The sequence below is a fragment of the Xanthobacter sp. DMC47 genome (assembly GCF_056313845.1).
This window is the reverse complement of the sequence record NZ_JBQUZM010000001.1, coordinates 262,294-276,824: the sequence shown is the minus strand read 5'-3', so window position 1 is coordinate 276,824 and position 14,531 is coordinate 262,294. Positions and strand designations below refer to the sequence as shown.

The window sequence follows — 14,531 nt, the reverse complement described above, 5'->3', positions numbered from 1 at the left end:
TTCAGCGCAGCTCCGGCGGCCAGTCGAGGCCGGAACGGCCCGCCGGGTCGGGCGGGGCGGCTGCGGCGGCTATCTCGTCGTCGCCGAGGCCGGCCTCACGCAGGACCTCGGTGGTGCGATCACTGAGATCGAGCGGATGGGCCTGTGCGGGCGTGCGCGAAAGGCGGGGCACCGCGGGCACTCGGTTGGGTCCGCTGTCCGGATGGCGGGCGGCGATGTGGGGATCGCTCCACACCTCGTCCGGCGCCAGCACCGGCGCGACGCAGGCGTCTGTGCCGGCGAACAGGGCGGTCCAGTGGTCCCGCGGCGCGCCGGCAAATGTGGCAGCGAGCGTGCGCTCGATTTCGGGCCATAGATCCCGCCGCATGTGGTCCGGCGGATCGCCGAGGTCGAGGCGGCGCCACAGGGCCTCGAAGAAGCCCCGCTCCAGCGCGCCGACCGCGATGAAGCCGCCGTCGGCGCAGCGATAGGAGCGATAGAAGGGTGCTCCGCCGCCGAGCAGCCCGTCGCCGCGCGCGGGCCAGTGCGGCGTCTTCCACAGCGGCCAGTGCATCGCCATCAGGGAGAGCGCGCCGTCCACCATGGCGGCATCGATCTTCTGGCCCTGTCCGGTGCTCTTCGCCTCGATCACCGCGGCGAGGATGCCCAGCGCGGCGATCAGGCTCCCTCCGGCGAAATCGGCCACGAGGTTGAGGGGCGCCTCGGGCGGTCCGTCCTTCGGACCCATGGAGCCGAGCACGCCAGCGAGCGCGAGATAGGTGATGTCGTGCCCTGCCTCCAGCGCGCGCGGCCCGTCCTGCCCGAAGCCGGTCAGCGAGCAATAGACCAGGCGCGGGTTGAGTGCCGCCAATGTATCGTATCCGGCGCCGATCCGATCGGCGACGCCGGGGCGGAAGCCCTCCACCAGCACGTCGGCTGTCTTCACCAGCGTGTGGAGCGCCGCCCGGCCGGCGGGCGACTTCAGATCAAGAGAGATATGCCGCTTGCCGCGGGAGAATTCCGGAATGGCGACGCCGGCCCGGCCGCCGCCCACCACGATCACCTCCGCCCCGAAATCCGCGAGCAGCATGGTGCAATAGGGCCCGGGGGCGAGCCGGGAGAGATCGACGACCCGAATGCCAGCGAGGGGACCACGCGGGGCAGAGGAGGGGAAGGGCACCTCCGCCATCACAGCCCCCGCGCGATGACGATGCGCTGCACGTCGCTGGTGCCCTCATAGATCTGGCACACCCGCACATCTCGATAGATGCGCTCCACGGGGAAATCCGCCAGATAGCCGTAGCCGCCGAAGGTCTGGATGGCCGCGGAGCACACCTGCTCCGCCATCTCGGAGGCGAACAGCTTTGCCATGGACGCCTCGGTGAGGCAGGGCAGGCCGGCTTCGCGCAGGGAGGCGGCGTGCAGCACCATCTGACGGGCCGCTTCGATGCGGGTCGCCATGTCGGCGAGGCGGAAGGCGACCGCCTGATGCTCCATGATGGGCTTGCCGAAGGTCACGCGCTCCTTCGCATAGGTGCGCGCCGCCTCGAACGCCGCGCGCGCCATGCCCACGCACTGGGAGGCGATGCCGATCCGTCCGCCTTCCAGATTGGACAGGGCGATCTTCAGGCCCTCGCCCTCGGCCCCGAGCCTGAGGTCGGCCGGTAGGCGCATGTCGTTGAAGGCGAGCTGGCAGGTGTCGGAGGAATGCTGGCCCAGCTTCTCCTCCACCCGCACCACCTCGTAGCCGGGGGTGTCGGTGGGCACGATGAAGGCGGAGATGCCCTTCTTCCCCGCGTCCGGGTCGGTGACGGCAAAGACGATAATCACGTCGCCGTTCTTGCCCGACGTGATGAACTGCTTGGCGCCGGAAAGAACGTAATGGTCGCCGTCCCGCCGCGCGCGGGTGCGCAGCGCCGCCGCGTCCGATCCGGCCTGCGGCTCGGTGAGGGCAAAGCCTCCGATCCATTCGCCGGAGGCGAGCTTGGGCAGGAAGCGCGCCTTCTGCGCATCCGTGCCGAACTTCACGATGGGCATGCAGCCGACGGAGGAATGCACGCTGACGATGGTGGAGCAGGCGCCGTCCGCCGCGGCGATCTCCTCCAGCGTGAGGGCATAGGAGACGAGATCGGTGGCCGAGCCGCCATGGTCCTCGGGCACCAGCATGCCAAGGAAACCGAGGGCGCCCAACTCCTTCAGTTCTTCGCCCGGGAAACGGTGCTCCCTGTCGCGCGCCGCCGCGCCGGGAGCGAGGCGCTCCTGCGCGAAGGCGCGCACCGCGTCGCGGATGGCAACCTGGGTTTCGGTGAGGATCATGGCAGGCTCCTCCGGTTCTTGTTGTTGGATGTCCTTGGCGACCTCTGCCTCAGCTCAGGCGCTCGATGGCCACGGCCGTCGCCTCGCCACCGCCGATGCACAGCGAGGCGATGCCGCGCTTGAGCCCGTAGCGCTCCAGCGCCGCCAGCAGCGTCACCATCACCCGGGCGCCCGAAGCCCCGATGGGATGGCCGAGGGCGCAGGCGCCGCCGTGGACGTTCACCTTGTCCTCCGGCAGGCCGAGATCGCGCATGGCGGCCATGGGCACCACGGCGAACGCCTCGTTGATCTCGAACAGGTCGACGTCCTTCAGATCCCAGCCGGTCCTCCCGGCGAGCTTCTGAACCGCGCCGATGGGAGCGGTGGTGAAGAGGTTTGGCGCCTGCGCGTGGGTGGCATGGCCCACGATGGCGGCGAGCGGCGTGAGACCGCGCTTCTCCGCCTCCGAGCGGCGCATGAGCACGAGGGCGGCCGCGCCGTCGGAGATGGAGGAGGAGTTCGCCGCCGTCACCGTTCCACCGTCGCGGAAGGCGGGCTTCAGCGTCGGGATCTTGTCCAGCTTCGCCTTCGGGGGCTGCTCGTCCGCCGAGACCACGCGCTCGGTCTTGCCGGCCTTCACTATAACGGGGACGATTTCCCTCTCGAACGCGCCGTCCGACATGGCCTTCTGCGCCTTGGTCAGCGAGGTGATGGCGAAGGCGTCCTGCGCCTCGCGGGTGAACTGATAGGCCTCCGCGCATTCCTCGGCGAAGGTGCCCATGAGGCGGCCCTTGTCGTAGGCGTCCTCCAGCCCGTCGAAGAACATGTGGTCGATGACCCTGCCGTGGCCCATGCGGTAGCCGCCACGGGCGCGGTCGAGCAGGTACGGAGCGTTGGTCATGCTCTCCATACCGCCCGCAACCGCGACGGAGGCCGAGCCGGCGGCGAGGAGGTCATGGGCGAACATGGCCGCCTTCATGCCCGAACCGCACATCTTGTTGACAGTGGTGGCGCCGGTGGAGAGCGGAAGGCCGGCGCCCAGCGCCGCCTGCCGCGCCGGAGCCTGGCCGAGGCCGGCTGGCAGCACGCAGCCGAACACCACTTCCTCCACCTGATCGGGCGCGAGGCCGGCGCGGGAGAGGGCGGCACCGATGGCCGCGGAGCCGAGCGCGGGCGCTGCCACGTCCTTGAGGTCGCCCTGGAAGCCGCCCATGGGCGTGCGGGCGGTGCCGACGATGACGATGGGGTCGGAAGCCGTCATGAGTCTTGTCTCCGATAGCGGGAGGAAGTCGTCAGAGGTAGGGACTCAGCGCGGCGCCATCCGCAGCGCGCCGTCGAGACGGATCACCTCGCCGTTCAGCATGGTGTTCTCGCAGATGTGCTTGACGAGGCCGGCATATTCAGACGGCCGTCCGAGGCGCGAGGGGAAGGGCACGCTCTTGCCGAGGCTGTCCTGAACATCCTGCGGCAGGCCGGCCATCATCGGCGTCTCGAAGATGCCGGGCGCGATGGTCACGACACGGATGCCGAACCGCGCCAGCTCGCGCGCCACAGGAAGGGTGAGGGCCGCGACGCCGCCCTTCGAGGCGGCATAGGCGGCCTGGCCGATCTGTCCGTCGAAGGCGGCGATTGAGGCGGTGTTGACGATGACGCCGCGTTCCCCGTCGGCGTCCGGCGCCTCCTTTACGATGGCGTCGGCAGCAAGCCGGAGCATGTTGAAGGTGCCGATGAGATTGACAGTGATACCGCGCACGAAGCTTTCGAGCCGGTGCGGACCGTCACGGCCCACCACCTTCTCGCCGGGCGCGACGCCGGCGCAGTTCACGAGACCGTGAACATGGCCGAAGCTGTCGAGGGCGAGCTGGACGGCGGCCTTTCCGTCGGCCTCGCTGCTCACGTCGGCGCGCTGGAAGCGGGCGGCATCACCAAGCTCTGCCGTCATGGCGGCGCCAGCATCGGCGTTGATGTCGACGATGACGACGCGGCCGCCATTGTCCACCACCATCCGCGCCACCGCCGCGCCGAGGCCCGAGCCGCCACCGGTGACGAGAAAAACGCGCCCTTCGATCTTCATGGTGCTCCTCCCGAGGAGACATGCCGCCGCTTCGGCGGCCGTTGGTTCTCGTCTAGCAGAAAAGCCGAGTGACATTCGATGACACTAGCGATCTATTCAGATGAGCGTTTTTGCCACTCGGGAGCGTAGCGTGGAACGCCGCATGATCTCCGGGACCTTCGTGGATGATGCCCTCGGCTGCCTGACGGCGCGGGGCATCGACGCTGGTCCGGTGCTCGCCCGGGCGGGCCTCGCGCTGCCGGTGACGGAGGCCGTCTCGGCCGAACAGTATGGGGCGCTATGGACGGCGGCCGCCGAGGCGCTGGACGATGAGTTTTTCGGCCTCGCCGCCCGCCCCATGCGGTGTGGCAGCTTCACCCTTCTCTGCCATGCGCTCATGGGCGCGCAGACTCTGGAGCAGGCCCTGCGGCGGGCGCTGCGCTTCCTGCGAGTGGTGCTGGATGACCCGAGCGGGGAGCTGGTCGTCGCGGATGGCCTCGCGTCGGTGGTGCTGGCGGACCGGGGTGCGGCGCGCTCGGCCTTCGCTTACCGCACCTACTGGATCATCCTCCACGGCATTACCTGCTGGCTGGTGGGACGGCGCATCCCGCTCCGGCAGGTGGATTTCCGCTGCGGTCCGCCGGACCATGGAGCCGACTACCGACTATTCTTCGGCGCACCCGTGTGCTTCGACGCGCCGGAGAGCCGGCTCGCCTTCGATGCCGCCTTCCTGAAGCTGCCCGCCCACCGCAGCGAGCGGGCCTTGCGCGACTTCCTGCGGGGGGCGCCAGCCAACATCCTGGTGCGCTACCGCCACGACGAGGGACTTGCGGCCCGTGTCCGCGCGCGTCTCCGGGACCAGCCGGCTGCGGCCTGGCCGTCCTTCGAGGATCTGGCCCGGCAATTGCGGCTGCCTGCCTCCACCCTGCGGCGGCGATTGGCGGAGGAGGGGGCCGCCTATCGCGACATCAAGGACGAGCTGCGCCGGATGAAGGCGGAGGAGCTGTTGCGCGACACCGACCGGCCGGTGGGAGAGATATCGGCTGAGCTCGGCTTTTCCGAGCCGAGCGCCTTCCACAGGGCCTTCCGCAAATGGACGGACCTGAGCCCCGGCGCCTTCCGGCGTGCTGCCGCCTGAGGGAGAGCGGCGTTCCGCCATTTGACGGCGGGCCGGCGGCTCTCTACCTGTGCGCCAACGACGGCGCCTGGCGCCGACGAACCATGAATTGCGGCGCTGCGGCGGCGCCGGCCGGTGCGCCCTGGAGTAAGCTGTTGTCGATCATAGCCAGCATCCGCAAGACTCTCGTTCCCATCCACCGCGAGGGCTATCCGTTCATCGCCATCGCGGTGGTGATCGCGCTCGTGCTGTTCTTTTTTTCGACCTTCCTGGGCATGATCGGCTTCGGCCTCGCCATTTGGACGGCGCTGTTCTTCCGTGACCCGGAGCGCGTGACGCCGGTGCGCGAGGGACTGGTGATCGCGCCCGCGGATGGCCGCGTCTCGCAGGTGGGGTTGGCGCGTCCGCCGCGGGAGCTGGACCTTTCCGACGAGCCGCTGCTGCGCGTGTCGATCTTCATGAACGTGTTCAACGTCCACGTGAACCGCGCGCCGGTGACGGGACGCATCGAGCGCATCGCCTACAAGCCCGGCCTCTTCCTCAATGCCGACCTTGACAAGGCGAGCGAGGACAATGAGCGCAACGGCCTCATCATCTCCACGCCCTATTGCCGGGTGGGCTGCGTGCAGATCGCCGGCCTCGTGGCGCGCCGCATCGTCTCCTTCGTGCGCGAAGGCGAATCCATCGGCGCTGGCGAGCGCTTCGGCCTGATCCGCTTCGGCTCTCGTGTGGACGTCTATCTGCCCGTCGGCTCGCGCGTGCTGGTCAGCGAGGGCCAGTTGACGGTGGCGGGCGAGACGGTCCTGTGCGATCTCTCCCAGCCGCAGCAGCGCGAGACCGCCTATCGGGTGAGCTGATGGAAACGCCCTTTCCCCCGTTCGATCCGGAAGGCCGTCCCCGGCCGCGCCTTGGCGGCAGCATCGGCAAGGTGCCGATCCGGGTGTTGCTGCCCAATCTCGTGACCTTGCTGGCCCTCTGCTCCGGCCTCACCGCCGTGCGGCTCGCCATCGAGGAGCGGATTGAACTGGCGCTGGCGGCGATCGTATTCGCCGCCATCCTCGACGGGGTGGACGGGCGGCTGGCGCGGGCGCTCAAGGGCACCTCGCGCTTCGGTGCGGAGCTGGACAGCCTCGCCGATTTCGTGAACTTCGGCTGCGTTCCGGCGCTGATGCTCTATTTCTGGGGCCTCAACGAAGCCGGCTCGTTCGGCTGGATCGCCGCGCTCGCCTATGCGATCTGCGCGGCGCTGCGCCTCGCCCGCTTCAACGTGATGCTGGACGACCCGAACAAGCCGCCCTTCGCCGGCGACTATTTCACCGGCATTCCGGCCCCTGCGGGCGCCATCACCGTGCTGCTTCCGGTCTATCTGGAGCTGATCGGCCTGCCGCACGGGCGGGTGAGCGCGGCGATCGCGCTGGTCTATTGCCTCGCCATCGCCTTCCTCATGATCTCCACGGTGCCGGCCTGGTCCGGCAAGACGCTGGGGCGGCGGGTGCGGCGGGACATGGTGCTGCCGCTGTTCGTGGCTGTGGCCATCTATTTCGCGCTGCTGGCGAGCTATCCCTGGATCGTGCTCTCGGTCTGCTCCGCGCTCTATCTGGCCCTGTTGCCGGTCTCGACCCTGCGCTACCGGCGCCAGATGAAGGCCTGGAGGGCGGAACGCGCCGCCGCGGCGGTCGTCACCTCGGACGTGCTTCCCTCCTGATCGGTGCTCGGTTGAAGGATGGCGCCTCGCTGGGCAAGCGCTGCCGCAGCCTTGCGCACGGTATTGCATACAATGCGCACGATAATGACTATTATATAGTCATATCCGGACGGATGCCTCTGGGGCTGTAGTAGGTGTGGCGTGGGCAATCCATTGATATAGTTTCGTTTTCTAAAAACTGTATGCAATTGGCACGCGGCTTGAATGGCATTGGGCGACCGCCACCACAGGAATGTCGCCGATGAACCGCCGCGAATTCATGAAGTCCGCCTCCGCCACCGCCGTCGCGACCGGCACGGGCGTCGCCGCTCCGGCGGTGTTCTCGCCGGCGAAGGCGCAGGCCCGCAACGAGACGCTGCTGATCGTCTCCGAGAGCGGCCCGAACAACCTCGACATCCACGGCGTCGGCACCAACGTGCCCGGCTATGAGGCGAGCTGGAACACCTACGACCGGCTCATCACCCACGAGATGACTGAGAAAGAGGGCGTGCGGTACTACGACCGCGACAAGCTCAAGGGCGAGCTTGCCGAGGACATGAACATCGGCGACATGTCCGTCACCTTCAAGCTGAAGAAGAACGCGACGTTCCAGGACGGCACGCCCGTCACCGCCAAGGACGTGAAGTGGTCGCTGGACCGCGCCGTCTCCGTGGGCGGCTTCCCCACCTTCCAGATGAAGGCCGGCTCTCTGGAGAAGCCCGAGCAGTTCGTGGTGGTGGACGACCACACCGTGCGCGTGGATTTCCTGCGCAAGGATCGCCTGACCATCCCGGACCTCGCGGTCATCGTGCCCTGCGTCATCAATTCCGAGCTGGTGAAGAAGAACGCCACCGAGAAGGACCCCTGGGGCCTCGAATACACCAAGCAGAACACCGCGGGCTCCGGTGCCTATCGCGTCACCAAGTGGACGCCCGGCACGGAAGTCATCTTCGAGCGTTTCGATGACTGGAAGGGCGGCCCGCTGCCCAAGATCAAGCGCGTGATCTGGCGCATGGTCCCCTCCGCCGGCAACCGCCGGGCCCTGCTGGAGCGTGGCGATGCGGATATCTCCTACGACCTGCCCAACAAGGATTTCGTGGAGCTGAAGCAGGCCGGCAAGCTCAATATCACGTCGGTGCCGTATTCCAACGGCGTGCAATACATCGGCATGAACGTGAAGAACCCGCCCTTCGACAATCCGAAGGTGCGTGAGGCCGTCGCCTACGCCATTCCCTACGAGAAGATCATGGAGGCCGTGCTCTACGGTCTCGGCCGCCCCATGTTCGGCGCGCCGGCCGACGCCGCCACCAAGGTGGCCTGGCCGCAGCCGACCAAGTTCAAGACCGACCTTGCCAAGGCCAAGCAGCTGATGGCCGAGGCGGGCTTTGCCGGCGGCATCGACACCACGCTCTCCTTCGATCTCGGCTTTGCCGGCGTCAACGAGCCCATCTGCGTGCTGCTGCAGGAAAATCTGGCGCAGATCGGCATCAAGACCACGATCAACAAGATCCCCGGCGCCAACTGGCGCACGGAGCTGAACAAGAAGGTGCTGCCGCTCTACACCAACGTGTTCTCGGGCTGGCTCGACTATCCGGAATACTTCTTCTTCTGGTGCTACCACGGCTCCAATTCGGTCTTCAACACCATGAGCTACCAGTCGGCGGCCATGGACACCTTCATCGACGGCGCGCGCGCTGCGGCCGCGAGCGGTGACAAGGCGGCCTACGATACGGACGTGAAGGGCATGGTGGACCTCGCCTTTGCCGACGTTCCGCGCATTCCGCTCTACCAGCCGTTCGTCAACGTCGCCATGCAGAAGAACATCACCGGCTACGAATACTGGTTCCACCGCCGGCTGGACTATCGCGCCTTCCAGAAGGGCTGAGGTCTCTCCCGTTCCTCTCGAGGGAGGAAGCGGCGTGAGGGGTGGCGCCGGGGGCGGAAGCCGGCGCCCGGGCCAGTCCGGATGCCGGCATCGGTGCCGCCCCTCACCCCACACCCGGCGGCCGCCGGACACGAGAAAACGGTCGCGGCGCCTGAATGCCCCGCAGCCCCGATCGGACACAGGAATATCGCCATGCTGAAGCTCCTAGGCAGTCGTCTCGCCACAGCCGTGCCCAGCCTGATCGGCGTGGTGATCGTGACCTTCCTACTCACCCGCGTGCTGCCCGGCGACACGGCGGCCTATTTCGCGGGGCCCGCCGCAACGCCGCAGGCCATCGCCGAGATCCGCACCAAGCTCGGCCTCGACAAGCCGTTGCCGGTGCAGTTCGCTGATTACGTCTCGGCGCTGGCGAAGGGCGACCTCGGCGCCTCGCTCTCCACCGGGCAGCCGGTCGCGACCGAAATCGCGGCCCGCCTACCCGCCTCGGCCGAACTGACGCTGGCGGGGCTGGTGCTGGCGCTGCTCATCGCGGTGCCCTTCGGTATCATGGCGGCGGTGCGACAGGGATCGTGGATCGACCACGCCTGCCGCATCATCACCACGGCAGGCGTCTCGCTACCGGTGTTCTTCACTGGGCTGCTGCTGGTCTATGTCTTCTACTTCAAGCTGGGATGGGCGCCGGCGCCGCTGGGGCGGCTCGACGTGTTCTATTCCGCGCCGGAGACGGTCACGGGCTTCTACCTCATCGACAGCCTGATCGCCCGAGATCTCGAGACTTTCCGCGCGGCACTGGCGCAGCTTGCGGTTCCCGCGATCACGCTCGCCATCTTCGCCCTCGCGCCCATCGCCCGCATGACCCGCGCGTCCATGCTGGCGGTGCTCTCCTCCGAGTTCGTGCGCACGGCCAAGGCGGCGGGGCTGACGGACTACACGGTCATCATCACCTACGCCTTCCGCAATGCCATGCTGCCCGTCGTGACGACGCTGGGCATGGTGTTCTCCTTCCTGCTCGGCGCCAACGTGCTGGTGGAGAAGGTGTTCGCCTGGCCGGGCATCGGCTCCTACGCGGTCGAGGCGCTGATTACCTCGGATTATGCGCCGGTGCAGGGCTTCGTGCTCGCCATGGCGATCCTCTACGTGATCCTCAACCTCCTGATCGACCTTGCCTACGGCATCATCGATCCCCGCGCGCGGAGCGAAGCATGACCCTCGCAACGGCCGACACCCAGAAGGCCCCGGGCGGCCTTGCCGCGACCCTCGCCCACGCCCGCTACGTGATCTCGGACAATCCCGTCACGGGCATCGCCTTCGGCATGTTCCTGGTGCTGGTGGTGTGCGCCGCGTTCGGGCCGTTCATCGTGCCCTATGACCCGCTCGCCTCCGACACGGCGGCGGCCTTGCAGGCCCCGTCCGCCGCGCACTGGTTCGGCACCGACAACCTCGGCCGCGACATCTTCTCCCGCGTGGTGGTAGCGAGCCGGCTGGACATGGCCATCGCCATCTTCTCGGTGGCGCTGGTGTTCGCGGTGGGCGGCGTCGCCGGCATCGCGTCCGGTTTCTTCGGCGGCTGGACGGACCGGATCATCGGCCGCGTCTCCGATACCATCATGGCCTTCCCGCTGTTCGTGCTGGCCATGGGCATCGTGGCGGCGCTGGGCAATACGGTGACGAACATCGTCATCGCCACCGCCATCATCAACTTCCCGCTCTATGTGCGCGTGGCGAAGTCGGAAGCCGCCATCCGCCGCAATGCCGGCTACGTGCAGGCGGCGCGGCTTACCGGCAATTCGGAATGGCGCATCCTGCTGACGACCATCCTACCCAACATCATGCCCATCATGATGGTGCAGATGTCGCTCACCATGGGCTACGCCATCCTGAACGCGGCGGGCCTCTCCTTCATCGGCCTCGGCGTGCGTCCGCCGACGCCCGAGTGGGGCATCATGGTGGCCGAGGGCTCAGCCTACATTGTCTCCGGCGAATGGTGGATCGCTCTGTTCCCCGGCCTCGCGCTCATGTTCGCGGTCTTCTGCTTCAACCTCCTGGGCGACGGTCTGCGCGATATCGTCGATCCCCAGCGCCGCACCTGAGGAGGCCGCCATGCATGGAGTTGTGGACGTGAAGGAACACTCCGCCAAGTCCTCCGAAGCGCCGAGCGGCCCGCTGCTTCAGGTGCGCGACCTCACCGTCGAGTTCGTCACCCGCCGCGGCATCGTCACGGCGGTGAGCAAGGTGGACCTGACCCTCGGCAAGGGCGAGACGCTGGGCATCGTGGGCGAGTCGGGCTCGGGCAAGTCCGTCACCTCCTACACGGTGATGCGCATTCTCGACCGTGCCGGACGCATCGCGGAAGGCTCCATCACCTTCTCCGGCATCGACGTGGCCCACGCGCCCGAGAGCGAGATGCGCGACCTGCGCGGCCGCGAGATGTCGATGATCTTCCAGAACCCGCGGGCCGCGCTGAACCCTATCCGCACGGTGGGCGCGCAGATCGGCGACGTGCTGCTCCAGCATGTCCAGGCCGACCCGCGCAACGTGAAGCACAAGGTCATCGACATCCTCAAGCAGGTGCGCATCGCCCGGCCGGAGGACCGCTACCACGCCTATCCGTTCGAGCTTTCGGGCGGCATGTGCCAGCGCATCGTCATCGCGCTCGCGCTGGCCTGCCGGCCGCAGCTGATGATTGCGGACGAGCCCACCACCGGCCTCGACGTGACCACCCAGAAGGCGGTGATGGACCTCGTGACGGAGCTGACGCGCGAGCGCGGCATGTCCACCATCCTCATCACCCACGACCTCGGCCTCGCCGCCGCTTATTGCGACACGGTGATGGTGATGGAGAAGGGCAAGGTGGTGGAGACCGCCCCCGCCGAGCGCATCTTCCGCGATCCCCAGCATCCCTACACCCGCAAGCTCATGCGCGCGACGCCGCGCCCGGGCATCACCCTCAAGGACCTGTTGCCGGAAGGCGAGGGTGCACCCGCTGCGGCTGCGATGCCCGCCCCCGCGACGGGGGCGGGGGAGACGCTTCTCACCGTCGAAAACCTCGTCCGGGAATATCCCCGCCAAGGCGCGCCCTCGGCCTTCCTCGCGAAGATCAAAGGCAAAACCCTGACGCCGGAGGAAACCATTTTCCGCGCTGTCGACGGCATCTCCTTCGAGGTGAAGCGCGGCGAAAGCGTCGGCCTCGTGGGCGAGAGCGGCTGCGGCAAGTCCACCACCTCCACCATGGTGATGCGCCTCATCGATCCCACGGCGGGAAAGATCACCTTCGCCGGTGAGGACATCGGCGCGATCCCGGCCAAGGACTTCGCTCACCATCCCATGCGCAAGCGCATCCAGATGGTGTTCCAGGACCCGACCGAGAGCCTCAATCCGCGCTACACCGCCTCCCGCGCCATCGCCGATCCCTTGCTGCGCATGGGTGGCTATTCGGGCGGCGCAAAGCTCGATGCCCGTGTGGCGGAACTGGCCGAAATGGTCGGCCTGCCCCAGAACCTTCTGGAGCGGTTCCCGCATCAGCTGTCTGGCGGCCAGAAGGCGCGCATCGGCATCGCTCGCGCCATCGCACTCGATCCCGATCTCGTCATCCTTGACGAGCCGACGGCGGCGCTGGACGTGTCGGTGCAGGCAGTCGTGCTCAACCTGCTGGAAGAGCTGAAGCAGCGGCTCGGCATGAGCTATCTGTTTGTCTCCCACGACCTCCACGTGGTCGGGCTTCTGTGCGACCGGGTGATCGTGATGCGGCAGGGGCGGATCGTGGAGGAGGGGACATCGCAGCAGGTGCTGGAGGCGCCCAAGGACGCCTATACCCGCGAACTCATCGCCGCCATTCCCCATCCCCCGGTCTGAGGCGCCAAATGGCCAACGAAACCACGCTACCGCGGGTCGAGGACACCGCCCTCGCGCAGCTTCTCGACGGGGCGCTCTCCGCCCATGGCGTCACCGCGCGCCCGGAATGGCGCGCGGAAGCGCTCGCCTATTTGCGCAGCATCGCCGATGCCGCGACCCTGGTCCGCAGCCTCGACCTCGGCGATGCCGAGGAACCGGCTCCCGTCTATCGTCCGTGAGGTGGTCATGAACGCGCCCGTCCCCGTTCCCGACGCCACCCGCCTTGCCGGTGCCACCGCCGCCGAGATCGCCGCCGCCGTCGCTTCCGGCACCGTTACGGCCCGGGCCCTCATCGAGGCGACGCTGGCCCGCATCGGCACCCTCGATCCCGCCATCAACGCCTTCACCGACGTCACTGCCGCGCGCGCCCGCGCCCATGCGGACGGCATCGACGCCGCCCGTGCCGCCGGCAAACCGCTGGGGCCTTTGGCCGGTGTGCCGTTCGCGGTGAAGAACCTGTTCGATATCCAAGGCCTGCCCACCCGCGCCGGCTCCAAGATCAACCGGGAGCGTGCGCCTTCCCCGCAGGATGCCTTTCTGGTGGCGCGGCTGGAGGCGGCTGGTGCCATCCTCGTCGGCGGGCTGAACATGGGCGAATATGCCTATGACTTCACCGGCGAGAACGTCCATGACGGCGCCTCGCGCAACCCGCACGACCTCACCTGCATGTCCGGGGGCTCGTCCGGCGGAACCGGGGCGGCTGTGGCCGCTGCCATGGTGCCCATCGCACTCGGTTCCGACACCAACGGCTCCATCCGCGTGCCGTCCTCCTTGTGCGGCACGTTCGGGCTGAAGCCTACCTATGGCCGGCTGGGGCGGGGTGGCAGCTTTCCCTTCGTGACGGCGCTGGACCATCTCGGCCCGCTCGCCCGCTCGGTCGCGGACCTCGCGCTGTCCTACGATGCCATGCAGGGCGAGGACGTGCGGGATCCCGGCCAGACGCCGCGGCCCTTTGAGCCCGTTGGAGGGCTGCTGGGGCAGGGAATCGGCGGGCTGCGCATCGCCATCGCCGGCGGCTGGTTCCGCGCCAAGGCGCAGCCGGAAGTATTTGCCGCTGTGGATGCGGTCGCCGGCGCGCTCGGCGCACGGGAGACCGTGGACATTCCCGATGCTGCGCGCGCCCGCGCCTCCGCCTACATCATCACGGCGGCCGAGGGCGCGAGCCTGCATGCGCGGCGTCTCGCCGTGCGGCCGGACGATTTCGACCCCGCCGTGCGCGACCGGCTGCTCGCCGGCCTCGCCATTCCCGCCTCGTGGGTGGATGCTGCGCAGCGCTTCCGCCGGCACTTCCGGGGTGAGATGCTGAAGCTGTTCGAGGCCCACGACGTGCTTCTCGCCCCTGCCACGCCCTGCCGGGCGCCAAAGCTGGGGCAGAAGACCTTCGTGCTCGACGGCGAAGAGATGCTGGTGCGACCGAATCTCGGCCTGTTCACCCAGCCTATTTCGTTTATCGGTCTGCCCGTCGTGGCCGTACCGGTGCGCGTGGCGGTTGGCGAGGCGCCGGACCTGCCCGTCGCCGTGCAGGTCATCGCCCCGCCGTGGCGGGAAGACATCGCGTTGCGCGTGGCGGCCGAGCTAGAGCGGCAGGGCGTCGCCGCAGCTCCTGCCGCGGCCCTTTGAAGGAGGA

At 68.2% G+C, this 14,531-nt stretch carries 13 protein-coding genes; 9 read left to right on the top strand and 4 right to left on the bottom strand.

The window, feature by feature from the left end; translation table 11 throughout:
- Position 1: 1 nt before the first annotated feature.
- Genes ACT54R_RS01330 through ACT54R_RS01315 form a run of 4 tightly spaced genes read right to left on the bottom strand, consistent with a single transcriptional unit; the run spans position 2 to position 4,348 of the window.
- A complete protein-coding gene (locus tag ACT54R_RS01330; protein WP_476322662.1) occupies positions 2-1,168 on the bottom strand; it encodes a CaiB/BaiF CoA transferase family protein in 1,167 nt (388 codons plus the stop codon).
- Positions 1,168-2,295 (bottom strand): acyl-CoA dehydrogenase family protein, encoded by a 1,128-nt coding sequence (locus ACT54R_RS01325; RefSeq protein WP_476322659.1) that lies wholly within the window; start codon positions 2,293-2,295, stop codon positions 1,168-1,170. Before ACT54R_RS01325 ends, ACT54R_RS01330 begins: the two co-directional genes overlap by 1 nt.
- Positions 2,296-2,344: 49 nt before the next feature.
- Positions 2,345-3,535 (bottom strand): acetyl-CoA C-acyltransferase, encoded by a 1,191-nt coding sequence (locus ACT54R_RS01320; RefSeq protein WP_476322656.1) that lies wholly within the window; start codon positions 3,533-3,535, stop codon positions 2,345-2,347.
- A 45-nt stretch (positions 3,536-3,580) separates the two neighbouring features.
- Positions 3,581-4,348 (bottom strand): 3-hydroxyacyl-CoA dehydrogenase, encoded by a 768-nt coding sequence (locus ACT54R_RS01315; RefSeq protein ID WP_476322653.1) that lies wholly within the window; start codon positions 4,346-4,348, stop codon positions 3,581-3,583.
- A 130-nt stretch (positions 4,349-4,478) separates the two neighbouring features.
- Between ACT54R_RS01315 and ACT54R_RS01310 the strand changes: the two genes are divergently transcribed.
- The 9 genes from ACT54R_RS01310 (at position 4,479) to ACT54R_RS01270 (ending at position 14,524) form a co-directional block, all read left to right on the top strand.
- Complete coding sequence (locus ACT54R_RS01310; protein WP_476322650.1) at positions 4,479-5,465, top strand: AraC family transcriptional regulator; 987 nt, start codon at positions 4,479-4,481, stop codon at positions 5,463-5,465.
- A gap of 134 nt (positions 5,466-5,599) precedes the next feature.
- On the top strand, positions 5,600-6,301 hold the full coding sequence (locus ACT54R_RS01305; RefSeq protein WP_168458181.1) for a phosphatidylserine decarboxylase: 702 nt from the start codon (positions 5,600-5,602) through the stop codon (positions 6,299-6,301).
- Positions 6,301-7,149, top strand: a complete 849-nt coding sequence (pssA, locus tag ACT54R_RS01300) for a CDP-diacylglycerol--serine O-phosphatidyltransferase (RefSeq protein ID WP_168458180.1) — start codon at positions 6,301-6,303, stop codon at positions 7,147-7,149. The genes ACT54R_RS01305 and pssA overlap by 1 nt, the downstream gene beginning before the upstream one ends.
- Positions 7,150-7,390: 241 nt before the next feature.
- Positions 7,391-9,013, top strand: a complete 1,623-nt coding sequence (locus ACT54R_RS01295) for an ABC transporter substrate-binding protein (RefSeq protein WP_168458179.1) — start codon at positions 7,391-7,393, stop codon at positions 9,011-9,013.
- 192 nt (positions 9,014-9,205) lie between these two features.
- Positions 9,206-10,219, top strand: coding sequence for an ABC transporter permease (locus tag ACT54R_RS01290; protein WP_168458178.1), 1,014 nt, complete (start codon positions 9,206-9,208; stop codon positions 10,217-10,219).
- Positions 10,216-11,103: an ABC transporter permease gene (locus ACT54R_RS01285; RefSeq protein ID WP_476322644.1), complete on the top strand. Its 888-nt coding sequence runs from the start codon at positions 10,216-10,218 to the stop codon at positions 11,101-11,103. Before ACT54R_RS01290 ends, ACT54R_RS01285 begins: the two co-directional genes overlap by 4 nt.
- Before the next feature lie 10 nt (positions 11,104-11,113).
- Complete coding sequence (locus tag ACT54R_RS01280; RefSeq protein ID WP_476322641.1) at positions 11,114-12,865, top strand: dipeptide ABC transporter ATP-binding protein; 1,752 nt, start codon at positions 11,114-11,116, stop codon at positions 12,863-12,865.
- 8 nt (positions 12,866-12,873) lie between these two features.
- On the top strand, positions 12,874-13,083 hold the full coding sequence (locus ACT54R_RS01275; RefSeq protein ID WP_476322638.1) for an AtzG-like protein: 210 nt from the start codon (positions 12,874-12,876) through the stop codon (positions 13,081-13,083).
- A gap of 7 nt (positions 13,084-13,090) precedes the next feature.
- A complete protein-coding gene (locus ACT54R_RS01270) occupies positions 13,091-14,524 on the top strand; it encodes an AtzE family amidohydrolase (RefSeq protein ID WP_476322635.1) in 1,434 nt (477 codons plus the stop codon).
- Positions 14,525-14,531: the final 7 nt, after the last annotated feature.

Excerpts from the sequence above, each read along its gene's own strand:
- ACT54R_RS01330 (WP_476322662.1), bottom strand. The coding sequence starts at position 1,168 with ATGGCGGAGGTGCCCTTCCCCTCCTCTGCCCCGCGTGGTCCCCTCGCT.
- ACT54R_RS01275 (WP_476322638.1), top strand. The coding sequence starts at position 12,874 with ATGGCCAACGAAACCACGCTACCGCGGGTCGAGGACACCGCCCTCGCG.
- ACT54R_RS01280 (WP_476322641.1), top strand. The coding sequence starts at position 11,114 with ATGCATGGAGTTGTGGACGTGAAGGAACACTCCGCCAAGTCCTCCGAA.
- pssA (WP_168458180.1), top strand. The coding sequence starts at position 6,301 with ATGGAAACGCCCTTTCCCCCGTTCGATCCGGAAGGCCGTCCCCGGCCG.
- ACT54R_RS01320 (WP_476322656.1), bottom strand. The coding sequence starts at position 3,535 with ATGACGGCTTCCGACCCCATCGTCATCGTCGGCACCGCCCGCACGCCC.
- ACT54R_RS01270 (WP_476322635.1), top strand. The coding sequence starts at position 13,091 with ATGAACGCGCCCGTCCCCGTTCCCGACGCCACCCGCCTTGCCGGTGCC.
- ACT54R_RS01325 (WP_476322659.1), bottom strand. The coding sequence starts at position 2,295 with ATGATCCTCACCGAAACCCAGGTTGCCATCCGCGACGCGGTGCGCGCC.
- ACT54R_RS01285 (WP_476322644.1), top strand. The coding sequence starts at position 10,216 with ATGACCCTCGCAACGGCCGACACCCAGAAGGCCCCGGGCGGCCTTGCC.
- ACT54R_RS01315 (WP_476322653.1), bottom strand. The coding sequence starts at position 4,348 with ATGAAGATCGAAGGGCGCGTTTTTCTCGTCACCGGTGGCGGCTCGGGC.
- ACT54R_RS01295 (WP_168458179.1), top strand. The coding sequence starts at position 7,391 with ATGAACCGCCGCGAATTCATGAAGTCCGCCTCCGCCACCGCCGTCGCG.
- ACT54R_RS01290 (WP_168458178.1), top strand. The coding sequence starts at position 9,206 with ATGCTGAAGCTCCTAGGCAGTCGTCTCGCCACAGCCGTGCCCAGCCTG.